General features: G+C 58.5%; 17 protein-coding genes. 6 read left to right on the top strand and 11 right to left on the bottom strand.

Features of this window, described 5'->3' with window-relative positions:
* Positions 1-535: 535 nt before the first annotated feature.
* From Q1B27_RS04190 to purC, 5 genes are read right to left on the bottom strand one after another with little or no spacing between them, the layout of a single operon-like run.
* Positions 536-1,870, bottom strand: a complete 1,335-nt coding sequence (locus tag Q1B27_RS04190; protein ID WP_299844037.1) for a sigma-54 dependent transcriptional regulator — start codon at positions 1,868-1,870, stop codon at positions 536-538.
* 5 nt (positions 1,871-1,875) lie between these two features.
* Positions 1,876-3,636, bottom strand: a complete 1,761-nt coding sequence (locus tag Q1B27_RS04195) for an ATP-binding protein (RefSeq protein ID WP_299844040.1) — start codon at positions 3,634-3,636, stop codon at positions 1,876-1,878.
* A gap of 39 nt (positions 3,637-3,675) precedes the next feature.
* Positions 3,676-4,344: a phosphoribosylformylglycinamidine synthase subunit PurQ gene (gene purQ / locus Q1B27_RS04200; protein ID WP_299844043.1), complete on the bottom strand. Its 669-nt coding sequence runs from the start codon at positions 4,342-4,344 to the stop codon at positions 3,676-3,678.
* On the bottom strand, positions 4,344-4,583 hold the full coding sequence (purS, locus tag Q1B27_RS04205) for a phosphoribosylformylglycinamidine synthase subunit PurS (protein WP_299844044.1): 240 nt from the start codon (positions 4,581-4,583) through the stop codon (positions 4,344-4,346). Before purS ends, purQ begins: the two co-directional genes overlap by 1 nt.
* A 60-nt stretch (positions 4,584-4,643) precedes the next feature.
* Positions 4,644-5,405 (bottom strand): phosphoribosylaminoimidazolesuccinocarboxamide synthase, encoded by a 762-nt coding sequence (gene purC / locus Q1B27_RS04210; RefSeq protein WP_299844048.1) that lies wholly within the window; start codon positions 5,403-5,405, stop codon positions 4,644-4,646.
* A 156-nt stretch (positions 5,406-5,561) separates the two neighbouring features.
* Here purC and Q1B27_RS04215 point away from each other — a divergent pair, with 156 nt between their 5' ends.
* The 3 genes from Q1B27_RS04215 (at position 5,562) to bmt (ending at position 8,925) form a co-directional block, all read left to right on the top strand.
* Positions 5,562-5,876 (top strand): DUF1476 domain-containing protein, encoded by a 315-nt coding sequence (locus Q1B27_RS04215; RefSeq protein WP_299844051.1) that lies wholly within the window; start codon positions 5,562-5,564, stop codon positions 5,874-5,876.
* A 132-nt stretch (positions 5,877-6,008) separates the two neighbouring features.
* Entirely contained in the window at positions 6,009-7,877 is a 1,869-nt protein-coding gene (locus Q1B27_RS04220; protein ID WP_299844054.1) for a phosphatidylglycerol lysyltransferase domain-containing protein, read from the top strand.
* Between the two features lie 37 nt (positions 7,878-7,914).
* Complete coding sequence (gene bmt / locus Q1B27_RS04225) at positions 7,915-8,925, top strand: betaine--homocysteine S-methyltransferase (RefSeq protein ID WP_299844057.1); 1,011 nt, start codon at positions 7,915-7,917, stop codon at positions 8,923-8,925.
* 510 nt (positions 8,926-9,435) lie between these two features.
* Here the strand turns inward: bmt and Q1B27_RS04230 are convergent.
* On the bottom strand, positions 9,436-10,269 hold the full coding sequence (locus Q1B27_RS04230; protein WP_299844060.1) for a phytanoyl-CoA dioxygenase family protein: 834 nt from the start codon (positions 10,267-10,269) through the stop codon (positions 9,436-9,438).
* A 71-nt stretch (positions 10,270-10,340) separates the two neighbouring features.
* Positions 10,341-11,429: a PA0069 family radical SAM protein gene (locus tag Q1B27_RS04235; RefSeq protein WP_299844063.1), complete on the bottom strand. Its 1,089-nt coding sequence runs from the start codon at positions 11,427-11,429 to the stop codon at positions 10,341-10,343.
* A 210-nt stretch (positions 11,430-11,639) separates the two neighbouring features.
* On the opposite strand from Q1B27_RS04235, the gene Q1B27_RS04240 reads away from it, so the two are divergent.
* Both Q1B27_RS04240 and Q1B27_RS04245 read left to right on the top strand, forming a co-directional pair.
* Positions 11,640-12,344 (top strand): B12-binding domain-containing protein, encoded by a 705-nt coding sequence (locus Q1B27_RS04240; RefSeq protein WP_299844066.1) that lies wholly within the window; start codon positions 11,640-11,642, stop codon positions 12,342-12,344.
* 72 nt (positions 12,345-12,416) lie between these two features.
* Positions 12,417-13,073 (top strand): DUF1638 domain-containing protein, encoded by a 657-nt coding sequence (locus tag Q1B27_RS04245; RefSeq protein ID WP_299844069.1) that lies wholly within the window; start codon positions 12,417-12,419, stop codon positions 13,071-13,073.
* A 4-nt stretch (positions 13,074-13,077) separates the two neighbouring features.
* Here the strand turns inward: Q1B27_RS04245 and Q1B27_RS04250 are convergent, their stop codons facing one another.
* Complete coding sequence (locus Q1B27_RS04250; protein ID WP_299844072.1) at positions 13,078-13,494, bottom strand: SufE family protein; 417 nt, start codon at positions 13,492-13,494, stop codon at positions 13,078-13,080.
* A 129-nt stretch (positions 13,495-13,623) separates the two neighbouring features.
* Between Q1B27_RS04250 and Q1B27_RS04255 the strand changes: the two genes are divergently transcribed.
* On the top strand, positions 13,624-14,133 hold the full coding sequence (locus tag Q1B27_RS04255; RefSeq protein ID WP_299844075.1) for a hypothetical protein: 510 nt from the start codon (positions 13,624-13,626) through the stop codon (positions 14,131-14,133).
* Between the two features lie 10 nt (positions 14,134-14,143).
* Here Q1B27_RS04255 and rnd read toward each other — a convergent pair whose 3' ends face one another.
* From rnd to purM, 3 genes are all read right to left on the bottom strand, one after another.
* Positions 14,144-15,301 (bottom strand): ribonuclease D, encoded by a 1,158-nt coding sequence (gene rnd / locus Q1B27_RS04260; protein ID WP_299844078.1) that lies wholly within the window; start codon positions 15,299-15,301, stop codon positions 14,144-14,146.
* 84 nt (positions 15,302-15,385) lie between these two features.
* Positions 15,386-15,979: a phosphoribosylglycinamide formyltransferase gene (gene purN, locus Q1B27_RS04265; protein WP_299844081.1), complete on the bottom strand. Its 594-nt coding sequence runs from the start codon at positions 15,977-15,979 to the stop codon at positions 15,386-15,388.
* Positions 15,976-17,022 carry a phosphoribosylformylglycinamidine cyclo-ligase gene (purM, locus tag Q1B27_RS04270; RefSeq protein ID WP_299844084.1) on the bottom strand — a complete coding sequence of 349 codons (1,047 nt, stop codon included), beginning with the start codon at positions 17,020-17,022 and terminating at the stop codon, positions 15,976-15,978. Before purM ends, purN begins: the two co-directional genes overlap by 4 nt.
* Positions 17,023-17,375 lie beyond the last annotated feature (353 nt).

Genomic DNA, 17,375 nt, shown 5'->3' on the forward strand with positions numbered 1-17,375 from the left:
TTGCATCGCGGCAATCGCGCCTGCCCTGGTGGGGCGGCGGGTTGCGGGCAATGTCTGATAAGGGCGATAGCGGGCGCAGGTGCCAATCCACCAACGAGGGTGCCGATTTCGGCCCCTGCTCTGATTAGGTTTTGCCTCGCGCGCTTCATCGCGTTTCTTCTCCGGCGCCTTGGGTGACGCCAATTCAGGGCCTGCTTTGCCATTCGATGGGCTGCAGGCATGTAGTTGGCCCTGTTTTCAAGGGCCCAATCGGTCTGTTCAGGGTCGCGGGCATGGTGCCCGCAGGCGTCTGATACAGCGAATCTCATGCGGGGTGATTGCGTGAACCACTTCCGTCAAATCACACTAAAGCGGGAAAGTGTCAGATTACAATGGGCAAAGTGCATTGCAGCGTGAAAATCACGCGTAACTTATTTGGGATAAGGTTGAAATTTGCCTCTTATATCAACGATTTCGGATTTTCCGGGAACATGTGAACCCTGCCGTGCGCACAGAAACAGCACACACGGCAGACATTCTTAAGGTCGTTGTCAAATCAGAGGTAATCTGACCGTTGCAGGCCGTATTTGGCCATCTTTTCGTTGAGCGTGCGGCGTGGCAGGCAAAGCTCGTCCATCACCGCGGCGATGGAGCCCTTGTGGCGACGCATGGTGTTGTCGATCAGCATACGTTCAAAGGCTTCGACATATTCCTTGAGCGGTTTGCCCTCGGTCGTCATCACCGGTTGCATTTCCTGATGATCGGACATCAGCAGCGATGCGATGGTGCCCGAGCCCCGGCGCGATTGCAGCACCGCGCGTTCGGCCACATTGAAAAGCTGCCGAACGTTGCCCGGCCACGGCGCCTGCAAGAGCTGTGCCGCTTCCTGGGCCGAGACTTTGGGCGGCTCACAGCCATAGTCATCGGCGAACTGATCACCGAACCGGGTGAAAAGCGTAAGAATATCTTCGCCGCGCTGGCGCAGGGGCGGCACGGTAATGCGCAGGCTGGCCAAACGATAGAACAGGTCCGGGCGCAGCGCATCTTCGCAGGTGCGATCCTGTTCCTGCATGTTGCAGATGGCGACGATACGGGTTTCGGGCGGCGTGCCCTCTTCGTTCATGAAGGTCAGCAGGCGGGCCTGTGCCGTGTCGGAGAGCGCTTCGATATCTTCCAGCACAAGTGTGCCGCCGCGCGCTTCTTCCACCGCCGGAAGCTGGGTATCTTCGGGGTTCATCGGACCAAAGAGGCGTTTCATCAGCGTTTCGTCTTCGTAGGCCGAGCATGGCACGAGGACGAATTTCTTGCCCGCGCGGGCGCCAACGGCGTGCAGCGCATGGGCCACGAGGGTCTTACCGGTGCCGGTTTCCCCTTCGATCAGCACATGGCCGTCGGCCTGACCCAGATCCAGAATATCTTCTTTCAGGCGTTCCATGATCGGGCTTGCGCCGATCAGCTTTTTCATCAGTTGACCGCCATCGGAGAGTTCACGGCGCAGGGCGCGGTTATCCAGTGTCAGGCGGCGGGCATTGGCGGCTTTCTTGGCCAGTTCGTTCATCCGGTCGGGGTTGAACGGTTTTTCAAGGAAGTCATAGGCGCCGATGCGCATCGCCTCGACCGCCATCGGCACATCGCCGTGGCCGGTAATCATGATCACCGGCAAAGAGCTGTCCGCGCCCATCAGCTTTTTCAGGAATTGCATCCCGTCCATGCCGGGCATCTTGATGTCGGTCACCACGATGCCGGGGTAATCGGGTCCAAGTTTCTTCAGCGCATCCTCGGCGCTGGCAAAGGCTTCGGTGTCGTAACCGGAAAGCGCCAGCCACTGGCTGATGGATTGGCGCATGTCCTTTTCGTCGTCGACGATCGCGATCTTCATGGCACTTGGCATATCGTTCACTCCGCTGCACGGGTCTCTTCTGGTAAGATAGGCAACTGCATTTCAAATACAGCCCCTCCGTCCGATCCGTTTCGTGCGGTCAGACGTCCCCCAAGGTCGTTTACGATACCCGACGAAATGGCAAGACCCAAGCCGACGCCATCGCCGGGCTGCTTGGTAGTATAGAACGGTTCAAAGAGATTGTCGTGGTCGGTAATGCCCGGCCCGTTATCGCGCACCGTGAGGCTGGCGGTTTCACCCGCGGCCAGGATGATATCGACGGTGGGATCATCGACGGCTTCGGTGGCATCAAGGGCGTTGCGCAGGAGGTTGATCATCACCTGTTCGATGCGCACCCTGTCGCCCATCACCAACACCGCCTGTTCCGGCAGGGCGCGGTTGATCGTGACGTGGCGCTGACGCAGTTGCGGTTCCATCATCGCGAGGGCCGAGGCCAGCGCATCGCCCATATTTACAGGCTCCATCGCGTCCGCATTGTGCCGTGCATAGGATTTGAGCTGCCGTGTGATCGCGCCCATGCGTTCAATCAGATCGTCAATCCGCTGGAACGAGGAAAGGGATTCATCCGGCCGGTTGCGTTGCAGCAAGAGCCGCGCCCCTGCAAGGTAGGTTTTCATCGCCGCAAGCGGTTGATTAAGCTCGTGGCTGACGGCGGCCGACATCTCGCCCAGAGCGGCCAGTTTCGAGCTTTGCGCAAGCGTCTGTTCGGCCACGGCCAGGTTCTCCTGCACCCTTTCACGCTCGGCAATTTCCCGCTGTAGCCTTGCGTTCAATGCGCGAAGCTCTGCCGACTCGCGCTGGAAAAGCACCATGCGCAACGCGGTTTTGCGGTTCAGGAAATAGAAGGCCAGCGCCAGAAGAATCGCGAAAACCATGATTTCGAGCGCGAGGAAGCCATTCACTTTTTCCCTTACGCTATTGTAGGTTGTGAAGCTGGCGATGCGCCACCCGCGAAAGGCGATACGCCCCTCGACGCGCATCACCGCTTCGCCCTGCAGATAGGCATCTGCCGGCAGCGTGGTCCAATCCTGGGTGGCCTGAATGGCGCGTTCAATGGCGCTGGTCACCGGTTGGCGGGCCAGGGCATCGACCTCGGACAGGCCGCGCCAGCGCGGTTCGGTGGACAGGATGATCTTGCCTTCGCTGTCGGTGACCAGGACAGCATCGGAAATTCCCGACCAGGCACGTTCATATTTCGCCAGATCGACCTCGACCACGATCACGCCGATCAACTGGTTCTGGCTTTCAATTCGGCGCGAATAAAAGAAACGGTAATCGCCCGCCTCGCCTTCGAGCACTTTGAAAATCGTGTCAGAGGAGCGCAGCGCGTCGATGAAATAGGGCGATTGCGGGTGGTTTTCGCCCAGCGAGTTGCGGTCGGTCGAGGCCACGGTACGCCCGTCTTTATCGAGCAGTGTCAGGGTTTTGGCGCCAATTTCCTCGATAAACGAGATCAGGCGCGCGGTAGATTGTGTATAATCGCCGGAATTCAGCGCGATGATCAGCGCCGGGTCACGCGCCAGAAGCTGCGGAACGATGGCGTTCTGGCGCAGTTCTGACAGAAGGTTACCGCTATAGAGAACAAGGCGCAGTTCCGCCCGGTTGCGGGTGTTTTCGGTAAAACGGTCGGTCAGCAGCCGGTTGGTAACAAAGACGATCGAGATCGCCACGGCCATCAGCGCCAAAAGCGCCCCGCGCGCACTCCAGCTGAAGGTGCGCGGGCGGTCGACCTGTTCCTTGGCGCCTGGGCTTCTCATGGGGCAAGGATACGCCGCACGGGGCGACGCCTCAAGATGTTAGGCGTGAACCAGTTGTTCGACGACATGGGCAAAGAGCGTTGCGCCCTCGGCATTGCCGTGCAGCGCCTCGGCCATGCGTTCGGGATGGGGCATCATGCCCAGCACGCGACGGTTTTCCGACAGCACGCCCGCGATATCGGCGACTGAGCCATTGGGGTTATCGGTATAGCTGAAGGCGATGCGGTCTTCGCCCCGGAGACGGGCAAGGTTATCGGCGTCGACGTTGTAATTGCCGTCATGATGGGCAATCGGCACGGTGATCACCTGCCCCTTGTCGTATCCGCCGGTATAGATGCTGTCGGCGGTTTCGACCTTCAGCCCCACCGGTTTGCAGATGTATTTCAGCGCGGCATTGCGCAAAAGCGCGCCCGGTAGAAGCCCGGTTTCGGTCAGGATCTGGAAGCCGTTGCAAACGCCAAAGACATAGCCGCCGCGTTCCGCATGTGAAATGACCGACCGGCAGATCGGAGAATTGGCGGCAATCGCGCCACAGCGCAGGTAATCGCCAAAGGAAAACCCGCCCGGCACGCCGATAAAGTCGATGCCCGCGGGCATTTCTGTATCCTTGTGCCAGACCATGCTGACCTTGGCCCCTGCCCGTTCCAGCGCCACGGCAAGGTCACGGTCGCAGTTCGAGCCGGGAAAGACGATGACCGCAGCGTGCATCAGACCAGCTCCACCGAATAGCTTTCGATCACCGTATTTGCCAAAAGCTTTTCGCACATCGCGGTGACGGTATCGCGGGCCGATGCCGCGTCTGTCTCGGCCAGATCCAGCTCGATCACCTTGCCCTGGCGCACTTTTTCGACCCCGTCGAAACCAAGTGAACCGAGGGCATGGCGCACCGCCTCGCCCTGTGGATCAAGAACCCCGTTTTTCAGCATGACATGCACGCGTGCTTTCATCGGATTTTCCCCATTTTCAAGGTGGCGCTGCATGGCGCCGGTTTGGCGACCCAGCCCCGATCAGTTGATCAGGGTAGGCCGGATCATCGGTGTGGCGCCCTTGGGCATGACGCCCAGGCGTGTGGCAACTTCGGTATAGGCGTCGGTCAGGTTTCCAAGATCGCGGCGGAACACATCCTTGTCGAGCTTCTGACCGGTTTCGATATCCCAAAGGCGGCAACTGTCGGGGCTGATCTCATCCGCGACGATCAGGCGCTGGAAATCGCCGTCGAACACGCGACCGATCTCAATCTTGAAATCAACCAGCTTGATGCCGACGCCGTACATGACGCCCGCAAGGAAATCATTCACCCGCAGGGCGAGGCTGAGGATATCATCCATGTCCTGCTGGCTGGCCCAGCCGAAGGCTGCGATATGTTCCTCGGTCACCAACGGGTCACCCAGAGCGTCATCCTTGAGGCAGTATTCAACGATCGGGCGCGGCAGCTGCGTGCCCTCGTCCATGCCCAGCCGTTTGGCCATCGTGCCCGCGGCATAGTTGCGCACGATCACCTCAAGCGGGACGATTTCACAGGCACGCACCAGTTGTTCGCGCATGTTGAGCCGTTTCATGAAATGCGTGGGCACGCCGATATTGTTGAGCCCGGTCATGAAATATTCGCTCAGAAGGTTGTTCAGCACGCCCTTGCCTTCGATCACGGCCTTTTTCTCGGCGTTGAACGCGGTGGCGTCGTCCTTGAAATACTGGACAATCGTGCCCGGTTCCGGGCCTTCATAAAGGGTTTTCGCTTTACCTTCGTAGATCTTCTTGCGCCGTGCCATGCACACCTCGTCGCTGGACCGGGGCCTAATCCCCATGGTCGTTGCGCCCTCATAGTCTATGGGCACGATTGCCGCAAGATCACGATAGAGGCCTTGCACAGCCTGACCCGGAGTTGCATATCTAGGGTAACATCAAGCAAATTCAGGGACCAAACCATGACGACCTTTGACGACCGCGAAAACGCCTTTGAGAACAAATACGCCCATGACGAACAGATGACGTTCAAGGCAGAGGTACGCCGCAACAAGTTGCTGGGCCTCTGGGCCGCCGAGCTGCTGGGAAAAACCGGCGAAGATGCTGATAACTATGCAAAAGAAGTCGTGAAATCGGATTTCGAAGAGGCCGGTATCGAGGACGTCGTGCGCAAGGTTGCCGGTGATCTGGGCGATATCGCTGATGCCGATACGATCCGCAGGAAAATGGGCGAATTGCTGATCGAAGCCAAGGGTCAGATCATGAAAGAAGCCTGATCCAGTCATGCCTGAAACAACGATGACGCGCCTTTCGGGGCGCGTTTTGCTTTTTTCACGACATATTTAATTGTTAACGCTGGCGTAAACCCACCTGCCTACCCTGCCCGTTCAGTACAGGGTGACGCGGTTATGCAGTATGTGACGAACAGCCTCCGGCGGCGGGCTTTGCCGGTTTCCAAGATCATTCTGCCACTTGCCATTGCCGGCATTTGCCTGTGGGTCCTGCATCAACGACTGGACGCAGGCGCGATGAATGAAATCGGATCGGCGCTGCAACAGCTAAATATGCGGCAATGGGTGCTGGCCGCGCTGGCCACAGGGGTCAGTTTCTGGGCCATCGGGCGCTATGATGTGATCATCCATCGCCATATCGGCACGGGATGTAGCCCACGACAAGCGGGGATTGTCGGTGCCGCGTCGATTGCGTTGGGGCAACTTCTGGGGATGGGAGCTGTTGTGGGTGCATTGGTGCGCTGGCGCATGCTGAAAGGCATCAGCGCGGCACAGGCCACGCGGATCGCACTTACGGTAACGGGGTGGTTCTTTTTCGGGCTTATCGGGGTGTTTGCGCTGGTCAGCTTGGTGGGTCCGGTCGTGATCTTACCCGAAATGGCTGCTTTTCTGGTGATTTTATCTCTTATTGCCATTGCCTTGCGCAGCTTTCTTAATCCAGAACTGACACTCTTTGGCAGGTGTTTCAGGTTGCTGTCCCTGCCCGCATTGGGCGGTATCCTGACATTGACGCTTATTGACACGGCCGCCGCAGCCCTGGCGTTGTGGATCTTGATGCCGCAGGGGTTTGATGCCGGATTTGCCATCCTGTTTCCGGTCTACCTGGCGGCGCTGACGGCCGCCCTGATCACCGGGACACCCGGTGGCGTCGGCCCGTTTGAGCTGTCCCTGCTGGTGTTTCTACCGCATTGGCCCGAGGCAGAGTTGATGTCCGGGATCGTGGCCTTCCGACTGGTCTATTATGCAGTGCCAGCGGTGATCGCCATGATGGTTTTGTGCAAATCGTTCCCGGCCTGCAGACCGGCAGAACAGATGGCGACGGGTATTACCGAAACCCTGATCGCAAACGCGCCGCGCGCCGAAACAGGGGTGTGCCGCCAGAACGGGGCCAGCCTGATAAGCAGTGGTCGCACGACCCTGGCTGTCACCAAAACCCATCAGGCACAAATCGCCCTTTTTGATCCGCTGCGTGGCAAAACAAGGGATGCGCTTGGCCCATTAAAAGCCGTCGCCCGAGGCAGCAATCGCTGCGCCATGATTTACAAGGCATCGGGGCGGCATGCGGCGGCGTGTCGTCAGGGTGGATGGAAAGTGTTCCATATTGCCGATGAAGCGGTGTTGAACCCGGTTATGTTCACGCTGGAGGGTCCTGCGCTGCGTCAGTTGCGGCGCAAACTGCGACAGGCTGACCGTGCCAGCATAATTGCCCGCCGCGCAGGTGACCTGCCGGTACATCATATGCGGGCGATAGATGCGGAATGGCAGGCGCGATCAGGTCACGCACGAGGATTTTCCATGGGCGTCTTCTGTCCGGATTATTTGCGCCATCGGCGGGTTTATCTGGCGTATCATGAAGATGTGATCGTGGGATTTGTCAGCTTTCATGTCTCGGCAGGGGAAATCTGCCTGGATCTGATGCGCACGGGCGCCGACGCGCCGGACGGCACAATGCACGCTCTGATCATGGCAGCAATCTCGGAGGCCGCAACAGAAGGCCGTACACGCCTGTCATTGGCAGCCCTGCCCCCGCGATCCCATAAGAACCTTGTATTTTCCGTGATCTTGCGACGTTTCACCGACGCGGGCCTGAGCCGTTTCAAGACCTGTTTCGCGCCGGTCCGTGTGCCGTTATATGCCTTGTCCCCCTCCTGGCCGGGCATGGCGCTGGCATTGTTGGATGTTGCGCGGGCGGTGCATCTGCCCAATGCAAATCCGGCTCACACACATAATGAAGATTATGAATTTGCGCCCCACAGGCAAACGTGACACATGATGACACGCAACACATGTGGGAATGCTGACAATGACAAACGCCCTGAGCAGGCTGCTGGAAACGCGTGACTGGATTTTGGCTGATGGCGCGACAGGCACCAATCTATTCAACATGGGTTTGGAATCCGGTGAACCGCCCGAGATGTGGAATGATCAGCACCCCGACCGCATTCATCACCTCTATAAATCCGCGGTTGATGCGGGCAGCGACCTGTTTCTGACCAATTCCTTTGGCGGCAACGCGGCGCGTCTGAAACTGCATGGCGCGGAAAAGCGTGCCAATGAACTGTCGCGCATCTCTGCCGAGATCGGGCGTGAGGTTGCCGACAAGTGCGATCGCACGGTCATCGTGGCGGGCTCTGTCGGCCCTACCGGCGAGATCATGGCCCCGATGGGGGCATTGACGCATGAGTTGGCTGTCGAGATTTTTCATGAACAGGCTGAAGGGCTGAAAGACGGCGGCGCCGATGTGCTGTGGCTGGAAACGATCAGCGCGCCCGAAGAATATATTGCCGCTGCCGAGGCGTTCAAACTGGCCGACATGCCCTGGTGTGGCACGATGAGCTTTGACACCGCGGGCCGCACGATGATGGGCGTTACCTCGGCCGATATGGCGGCGATGGTCGACAAGCTGGAAAATCCGCCGCTGGCCTTCGGCGCCAATTGCGGTGTTGGCGCATCGGATTTGCTGCGCACGGTGCTGGGCTTTGTCGCCCAGGGCACCGAACGGCCCATCGTGGCCAAGGGTAATGCGGGCATTCCGAAATATGTCGACGGGCATATCCATTATGATGGCACCCCCGACCTGATGGCCGATTACGCGGTGCTGGCGCGCGATTCCGGGGCGACCGTCATTGGCGGATGTTGCGGCACCATGCCCGAACATCTGTCGAAAATGCGCGAGGCGCTGGAAACACGCCCGCAAAGCGAACGCCCGACACTGGACCAGATCACCGCAGCTCTTGGCGCGTTCTCCTCGGCCGCCGATGGCACCGGCGATGACGAACCGGCCCCTCGCAGACGCAGCCGACGCCGGGGATAGATCAGAGCCAGCTTAACAGACCCGAAGTCACTAGTGTGCAACGGACGATGCCGCCGTTCGCGACAGCCGTGTCAATGAATGAACTGCGTTGTGAATTCGCCGCGATTGATCAAAACTATGTCGTCTACTGATCGGGCCGTGCTGGGAAAAACACCAAATGACGAAGATGAACTAAGAGCGCTCTACAACGATCTTAAGACCGTCTTTGACAAACATGGCATCAGACTTGCGGCATATGAAGCTGCGTCATTTCCAACGAAAAACTGTTGATGCGATATTGTGAGGAATGTCGTCAGTTGATGATAAACAGGGATGTAAATCCAGCCAAGTTCGACGGCTGCTACCACTTCGACGATCATGATGAGCTCTGTCTGGACGGCGGGACGCATGAAAGCAGAGAGCTTTGCGAAGAATGCCTGCCAATGACGCATCGTTGGGGGCGCTTTTCATGAAAGAAGGTTCCCACAGGCAAAAAAATGGGATGACCTATTCGCCCCTGCACGGGTTTGATCAGGTCGGACGCACCATCGGGAACTTGGCACAGATATCTATGCGGTCGCCGGTCCGAAGGCTCGGATCGCGATAGGTTTCCAGCGCCGGCACGTCATCATAGGTGACATCATCGCCGACCCAGTTGATCGAAAAACCGGCACGGCGTCGATCCAGACGGTTTCCGGGCGCCGCGTGCAGGACCCGCGAGCTGAATATCAGAAGATCCCCGGGCGCCATTGCCGTTGCCAGCAGTTTGGCATTTGGATCAGCCTCGATCTCGGGCAGCGGCGGATGACTGTCCCGCGCATATTTGTAGGGCTTTGACGGATTTTCGAAATTCGCGGCGCGATAGACAATGCCGGACAGATGCGACCCTTTCCAGAAGCGCAGCGCGGTTTCCAGTGGGATCGGATCAAGCGCGGTCCAGCAGTTAATCACCTTTGTGCCGGAAAGCGGATAATAGGAATGGTCCTGATGCCAGGGGGTTGCCGCACTGTTGCTGTTCGCCTCTTTGATCAGCAGGAAGTCGTAGAACAATGTCAGGGTTTTGGATTGCAGGATGTATTGCGAAAGGTCGGCCAGCGGGCTTTCAAAAATATAACGTCGAAACTGGTCAACTTTCTGCCAGGCCTGCGAACTGACGGTGAATTTGCCGCTATCGCCGGAGGCCTTGACCACATCAAGATCGGTGCTGGCGCCCGAGAGTGCCGCCACGATCCCCTCTTCGATCCGGGCCCGCCAGTCGGGACTGATGGCTTGGCGCAAGCAAACCACACCGTCAGAGTTGAACGCATCTATCGCCTCTGCATTGCTCAGAACGGAAGCTGCATCGAAGCTCTGAACCTTGTCCATCTCTTTCGCCAAATAGACGCCTCCCGAATGCCCGGTGTCATTTCATTGATCACCGGCTGCGAAGTGTCCGTCTAACGGAAAAGCGACATCTGGGCGTTGTTGCCAAGGGGCGTCTGAAAGAGATCGCAGCGCAGGGCGGGTTGCGATTGATCCAGTCCAAGGCGCCGCGCCGCATTTTGAAACCGCGCTGCAATCAGTCGCGCATAGGGGCCAGACCCGCGCATGCGGCGGCCCCAATCGGCAGCGTAATCCTTGCCGTCATGCATAGTGCGAACATGGCTCATTACCCGGTTGGCACGGTCTGGATAATGTGTGGCCAGCCATTCCTGAAACAGCGGCGACACTTCAAGTGGCAGACGCAGCATGATCCAACTTGCGGCATCTGCGCCGGCCCTGGCACCGGCAGCAAGCATCGCCTCGATCTCGAGGTCGGTAAGGCCGGGGATGATCGGGGAGGTCATGATCCGCACCGGAATGGCGGCCTCAGAAAGCCTTTGGATCATTGCCAGTCGCCGGTCGGGCGCAGGTGCGCGTGGCTCAAGCAGGCGGGAAAGCTTTGGATCAAGCGTGGTGACAGAAATGCCGACGCGAGCCAATCCCCTGCCCGCCATGTCGGAGAGAATATCGAGATCACGTTCGATCAATGCGCCCTTGGTGACGATGGCCACCGGGTGGTTAAAATCGCGCAGAACCTTCAGGCAGTCCCGCATGATTTCATGTTTCTTTTCTATAGGTTGATACGGGTCGGTATTGGTGCCAATGGCGATCGGGCGGGCGCGATAGCGTTTTTTGCGCAATTCGCGTTCCAGTACGTCGGCGGCATCGGGCCGGACGATCAAGCGGGTTTCGAAATCCAGACCTGGTGAAAGGCCCAGATAGGCATGCGACGGGCGGGCAAAACAATAGACACAGCCATGTTCGCAGCCGCGATAGGGATTGATTGAACGATCAAATGGCAGATCGGGCGACCTGTTGTAGGTGATCATGCTTCGGGGGCGTTCGACAGAAACATGGGTACGCAAAACCTGCTCTTCACACGGCTGATCCCAGCCATCGGATTCGAAACGCCTGTCCAGCATTTCATACCGACCAACGCGGTTGCTGATGGCGCCGCGCCCGGCGCGCCGCATTGCGGGGTCTGTGCTATTGTCCGATGTCATACCCCTAATTTGGAACATTTAGGGAACATTTGCAATAACACCATATAGACCATGAATGTTTTTCAGTAACGACCGAGTGTAATTAACGGTATAGGTCGGTTGCGGAAGCAGTGATGTCGCAATTCGCAAAGTGCGGATGCGACAAATTGACGAATGCTGCACCTAACGAAACGATGCGCGACCCCTGCGCCAAGATTGAGGAAATCGTTAATGTCAGACGAAGAAGACGACATCATCCTGTCCGAACTGGACGATGAAGAACTTGTCCAGCAAATGTTTGATGACCTCTATGACGGCCTGAAAGAAGAGATCGAGGAAGGCGTCAACATCCTGCTTGAGCGCAAGTGGGAACCCTATCAGGTGCTGACCGAAGCGCTGGTGGGTGGCATGACCATCGTCGGTAAGGACTTCCGCGACGGTATCCTTTTTGTGCCCGAGGTGCTTCTGGCGGCCAACGCGATGAAGGGCGGCATGGCTATTCTCAAGCCGCTGCTGGCCGAAACCGGTGCCCCCCGCGTGGGCAAGATGGTGATTGGCACGGTCAAGGGTGACATCCACGACATCGGCAAGAACCTTGTGTCGATGATGATGGAAGGTGCGGGTTTCGAAGTGGTCGATCTGGGCATCAACAACCCGGTCGAGAACTATCTGGAAGCGCTGGAAGCTGAAGAGCCCGACATTCTGGGCATGTCAGCGCTGCTGACCACGACCATGCCCTACATGAAAGTTGTGATCGATACGCTGGTGGAACAGGGCAAGCGCGATGACTATGTCGTTCTTGTCGGCGGTGCGCCGCTGAACGAGGAATTCGGCAAGGCCATCGGCGCTGACGCCTATTGCCGCGATGCTGCCGTGGCCGTGGAAACCGCCAAGGATTTCATGTCGCGCAAACACAATCAGGGTGCCACGGGCTGAGGCATCCGCTCAGACAATGAGATGATAGACGGCCCGTTTGTGCGGGCCGTTTTTTTGTTGGAAGGAAGTGCCATGACGATCTTGCCAGCCGACGACACGTTGACTCAGCAAGGCTTTGCCGAGGGCGCGAGCGAGGCGTCGATCCTGCTGATCGCCTGCGGCGCGCTGGCCCATGAAATCCTGGCGCTGACCCGGGCCAATGGCTGGACCCATATGACGCTGACGTGCTTGCCCGCCAAATACCACCTTTATCCCGACAAGATCACCGAGGCCGTGGAGGAGGCCGTTGCCAAGCATCGCGGCGACTATGACGAAATCTTCGTGGTCTATGCAGATTGCGGTACCGGCGGGCAATTGCAGGCGAAATGCGAAGAGCTGGGCGTGAAGATGGTCGAGGGGCCGCATTGCTATTCGTTTTTCGAGGGCAATGACACATTTTCAGAGCGCTCGGAAAATGGTGAGATCACCGCATTTTACCTGACCGATTTTCTGGTCAAGCAGTTTGACGCGTTCATCTGGAAGCCTATGGGGTTGGATCGGCATCCCGAATTGCGCGACATGATCTTTGGCAATTACACCAAGCTGGTCTATCAGGCGCAGATCAAGAACCCGGCCCTTGTCGAAAAGGCCAAAGCCTGTGCCGAACGGCTGGGGTTGGACTTTGAATATCGATTTACCGGCTACGGCGATCTTGAAACGACGCTACGGGATGTGTCGAAAAAGGGTTGAAAACTTAACCCCGCGCCTCTTCGGCGGCCACCAGTCGGATACGTTCGATCATTGCGCGCAAACCGTTTGAGCGTTGGGCCGAAAGGTGATCATTAAGGCCCAGCCGTGCCAGTTCAGCCGGCGCGTCGATCTTGGGCACGTCGGCCACTGCCGACCCGTTGTAAAGCGCCCTGAGAACCGAGATCAGACCGCGCACGATCATGGCATCACTGTCACCGGTAAAGGAAAACACGCCGTCTTCGATCTTTGGGTGCAGCCAGACCTGGCTGGCACAGCCGTCAACCTTTGTGGCAGGCACTTTCAGCGCATCGTCCAGCGGGTCCATCGCTTTGCCGTGGTCGATGACGTAGCGATAGCGGTCCTCCCAATCCTCGAGAAAGTCGAAATCGGCAACGATGTCTTCAAAGGCGGTCTGGGCCATGGTTTTCCGTCCGTAGTACTGATGTCAAACACCTAAGCGCGCCTCTGAGAAAGGTCCAGCCCCACCTTCTGTCTTTTCAACGCGGGCGCGATGAGGTAACCCGAAGTGAGGTAGCAGAAGGCAGGTGTGATGCGAAGGTTTGTGGCAATTCTGGTGGTTTCGTCGATAGTATTGTCGGGCTGTTCGCGTCTGCGCGACTCAAGGATCAATCCCGGCAATTGGTTTGGCGGCGGCAGTTCCCAACCGGCGGTCACTAACGGCAGTGAAGCCAATCCACTGATCCCGAAACAGACCCGTATCCGTCGCAAGGACAAGCGCAAGATTTACCGGGGCACACCCGTTGATCAGGTGACCAGCGTCCAGGTCGAGCCCACAACGTCAGGGGCGATCATACGTGTCTCTGGCGTGTCGCTGCAACAAGGCGCCCATGACGTGCGGTTGACCTCGGAAAATGACGGAGAACCGATTGGCGGGGTGCTAACACTTCGCCTGCGCGCATTGCAGCCCACGAACACCCCACAGGGGCAGGCCCGCCAACGCACACTTCATGCCGGGCGTTTCGTGTCAAACAACGATCTTGCGTTGACCAACACGATCCGCGTCATCGGCGCCCGCAACGAGATCACAGCACGCCCCTGAGCAGGCTTGGTTAAAGCTCGATAATCTTGATGTTGTTGCCGCGGGCGGTCAGTGCGACCTTGCCTTCGCAGAGCCGGAGCGCATCCTGCCCGAACACATCCGCCCGCCATCCCCTGAGCGAAGATACGTCCCGGATACCAGCGGCGATCTGATCCAGTTCCGCTGCATTGGCAATCAGCTTGGGCGCGACCCCATAGCTTTCGGTCTTGGCCTTGAGCAACACGCGCAGAAGATCGGCCAGCGCCGGATTCACCTGTAGTTTTTCCTGCCGTGTATCGGGTTTTGGTTGGTTTTTCGTCGGACAGTCCAGACCCGCCTTGACCGCAGCCAGAATGCCATCGGCGATTTCCCCCTTGCGGGCCTCGCGCAGCAGCAGGCGTGAACGGCCCAGATCCTGCTGTGTGGCAGGTTTGGTCGACGCCAATTCAACCAACGCGTCATCCTTGAACACACGGTTGCGCGGGATGTTGCGCGATTGCGCATGGTTTTCGCGGAACTGCGCCAGCTCGCGCACGATGGCCAGAAACTTGCCTGAATTGTTGCGCGTCTTGACCCGTTTCCACGCCTCTTCGGGATGCGTGATATAGGTTTCGGGGTCAGTCAGGATATGCATCTCTTCGGCGACCCATTTTTCACGATTGGTTTCGTGCAGCTTGGCGGCTAGGAATTCGTAAATACCGCGCAGGTGGGTCACATCGGCCAACGCATAGGTCTTTTGCGCATCGGTCAGCGGACGGCGCGACCAATCGGTAAACCGCGAGGTTTTGTCGAGCTGTTGCTTGGCAATCTTTCGCACCAGCGTTTCATACCCGGCCTGTTCACCAAAGCCGCAGACCATCGCCGCCACCTGGGTGTCGAAGAGTGGCGTGGGGATCACGCCGGCATCGACATAGAAAATCTCAAGATCCTGCCGGGCGGCGTGGAAAACCTTGACCACCGATGTATCACGGAAAAGGTCATAGAGCGGTTCCAGCGACAGCGCGCCCTCCAGCGGGTCAACCAGTACCGCGTCATCCTCACCATCGCCCTGCACCGCCAATTGCACCAGGCAAAGCTTGGAATAATAGGTCCGTTCGCGCAGAAACTCGGTGTCGACGGTGACATAATCGTAGGTCGCGGCCTTTTGACAGAACGCGGCCAGATCTTCGGTGGTGGTGATTGTTTTCATGTGGTGTTGTCAGTCTCTGTCACGGGGGGCTGAAGTTGCGACGGTATAGGGCAGCGCAGGGCAAATGGAAATGCCCTCAAAAGCCTAGGGCAAGGCAATCATCTGCCTGTTGCCCTCGGCGAATTGGCGTAGCACGGCGGGGTAAAGAATATGTTCTTGTTCCAGCACGCGCGCGGCAAGGCTCTGAGGCGTATCATCGGGGTGAATCGGCACCTGGGCCTGCCCTAGGATCGGGCCGTCATCCAGCGCCGGTGTAACCTCGTGCACCGTGCAGCCCGCGCTGGTGTCTCCGGCGTCGAGCGCGCGGGCATGGGTATTGAGGCCGCGATACTTGGGCAAGAGCGAGGGGTGGATATTCAGCATCCGCCCCTGCCAGCGGCTGACGAACCCTTCGGTGAGCACGCGCATGAACCCGGCGAGGCAAAGGATGTCCGGCCTGGCCTCGATCAGGCGGGCATGCAGAACATCCTCGAACGCGGCGCGATCTTCGCCGTAAGGCCGGTGATCAACCACGGCCGTGTCAACGCCCCGGTCCGCGGCCTTTTGCAACCCACCAGCGTCGTGATTGTTGGACATGACCAGGCAGGCGCGCGCAGGATGATCACCCGTCATGCTATCAACCAGCGAGACCATGTTGGACCCGCTGCCCGAAAGCAGGATGGCCACGCGTTTGGTCAAAGAAGCGCCCCGGAATAGCTGACGCCCGGCGTGCCGGTCACTTGGCCCAGACGGCAGACAGTCTCGCCTTCGGTCTCAAGCAGGGATTGCAGCGCATCGGCGCGATCTGCCGACACCGCCAGCACCATGCCGATGCCACAGTTAAAAGTCTTGAGCATTTCGCTTTCGGCCATGCCGCCTTGCACTGCCAACCAGCTGAAAACAGGCGGTATTTCGCAACTATTCAGATCGATTTCAACGCCCATTTCTTCGGGCAGGACGCGCGGGATATTCTCGGTCAGGCCACCGCCGGTGATATGGGCCAGGGCGTGTACGCCCCCTGCCCTGACAGCCGCCAGTGCCTGTCTCACATATAGCCGTGTCGGGGTCAGCAATGCGGCCCCCAGCGTGCCCTGGGACCAGGGGCAATCCGCCTCCCACTCCAGTCCCGACATCTCGACCAGCTTGCGCACAAGGCTGTAGCCATTCGAATGCACCCCGTCGCTTGCCAGCCCCAGCAATACATCGCCCACCGCAACATCAGCGGGCAGGTCGCTGCCACGTTCCATCGCGCCCACGGCAAAGCCTGCAAGGTCGAAATCGCCTTCGGGATACATGCCCGGCATCTCGGCCGTCTCACCACCAATCAGGGCACAACCGGACCGCACGCAGCCTTCGGCGATACCTTCGATAATGCGCGCTGCCTTGTCGGTTTCAAGCTTGCCGGTGGCGAAATAATCAAGGAAAAACAAAGGCTCAGCGCCCTGACAGACCAGATCATTGACGCACATGGCGACCAGGTCAATGCCCACGCCATCCACGTTTCCGGTGTCGATCGCAATGCGCAGCTTGGTGCCCACCCCATCGGTCGCGGCCACAAGGATGGGGTCGACATAGCCCGCGCCCTTGAGATCGAAGAGCGCCCCAAACCCGCCCAATCCGGCCATGACCCCGGACCGTGTCGTGCGTTTTGCCGCTGGTTTGATCCGATCCACCAAAGCATTGCCCGCGTCGATATCCACACCGGCATCGGCATAGGTCACACCGTTCTTGCCATCGCTCATGACATTGCCCTCTCCTTGGGTTTTGCGGGCGGGTTAGCCTATGCGCGCGGCAAAGAAAAGCACGTTGGACGGCATGTCTGGGCGAATCGTGGTTAACGCACTGATTTCAGGGGAAATTACCAATCGGTATAACGTCGGTATTTTGTCGGTATTACGTCGGTGCAAAAATCGGTAAAAGTGCGGGTTAATGCGGCGCACGCCCGACCGCCCCACAAGATGTTGATTGCGCGGCAAGGGTCATAAAGCAGGGTCCATTTCAGGCCAGGTGCCGAAATACCTGCTGGAACGAACGCGCTTACTTGCCCCCGGCATTGCATTTTGCGAAGAGAGTTTAGCCTGGCCTTGGTCAAGCG

The sequence above is a fragment of the uncultured Roseovarius sp. genome (genome assembly GCF_947489715.1).
Lineage (GTDB): Bacteria > Pseudomonadota > Alphaproteobacteria > Rhodobacterales > Rhodobacteraceae > Roseovarius.

Coding starts and splice junctions, on each gene's coding strand:
- Q1B27_RS04215 (WP_299844051.1), top strand. CDS start 5,562: ATGACGACCTTTGACGACCGCGAAAACGCCTTTGAGAACAAATACGCC.
- purS (WP_299844044.1), bottom strand. CDS start 4,583: ATGAAAGCACGCGTGCATGTCATGCTGAAAAACGGGGTTCTTGATCCA.
- rnd (WP_299844078.1), bottom strand. CDS start 15,301: ATGAAAACAATCACCACCACCGAAGATCTGGCCGCGTTCTGTCAAAAG.
- Q1B27_RS04190 (WP_299844037.1), bottom strand. CDS start 1,870: ATGCCAAGTGCCATGAAGATCGCGATCGTCGACGACGAAAAGGACATG.
- purM (WP_299844084.1), bottom strand. CDS start 17,022: ATGAGCGATGGCAAGAACGGTGTGACCTATGCCGATGCCGGTGTGGAT.
- Q1B27_RS04235 (WP_299844063.1), bottom strand. CDS start 11,429: ATGACATCGGACAATAGCACAGACCCCGCAATGCGGCGCGCCGGGCGC.
- Q1B27_RS04195 (WP_299844040.1), bottom strand. CDS start 3,636: ATGAGAAGCCCAGGCGCCAAGGAACAGGTCGACCGCCCGCGCACCTTC.
- Q1B27_RS04250 (WP_299844072.1), bottom strand. CDS start 13,494: ATGGCCCAGACCGCCTTTGAAGACATCGTTGCCGATTTCGACTTTCTC.
- bmt (WP_299844057.1), top strand. CDS start 7,915: ATGACAAACGCCCTGAGCAGGCTGCTGGAAACGCGTGACTGGATTTTG.
- Q1B27_RS04255 (WP_299844075.1), top strand. CDS start 13,624: ATGCGAAGGTTTGTGGCAATTCTGGTGGTTTCGTCGATAGTATTGTCG.
- Q1B27_RS04230 (WP_299844060.1), bottom strand. CDS start 10,269: ATGGACAAGGTTCAGAGCTTCGATGCAGCTTCCGTTCTGAGCAATGCA.
- purC (WP_299844048.1), bottom strand. CDS start 5,405: ATGGCACGGCGCAAGAAGATCTACGAAGGTAAAGCGAAAACCCTTTAT.
- purQ (WP_299844043.1), bottom strand. CDS start 4,344: ATGCACGCTGCGGTCATCGTCTTTCCCGGCTCGAACTGCGACCGTGAC.
- Q1B27_RS04220 (WP_299844054.1), top strand. CDS start 6,009: ATGCAGTATGTGACGAACAGCCTCCGGCGGCGGGCTTTGCCGGTTTCC.
- Q1B27_RS04240 (WP_299844066.1), top strand. CDS start 11,640: ATGTCAGACGAAGAAGACGACATCATCCTGTCCGAACTGGACGATGAA.
- Q1B27_RS04245 (WP_299844069.1), top strand. CDS start 12,417: ATGACGATCTTGCCAGCCGACGACACGTTGACTCAGCAAGGCTTTGCC.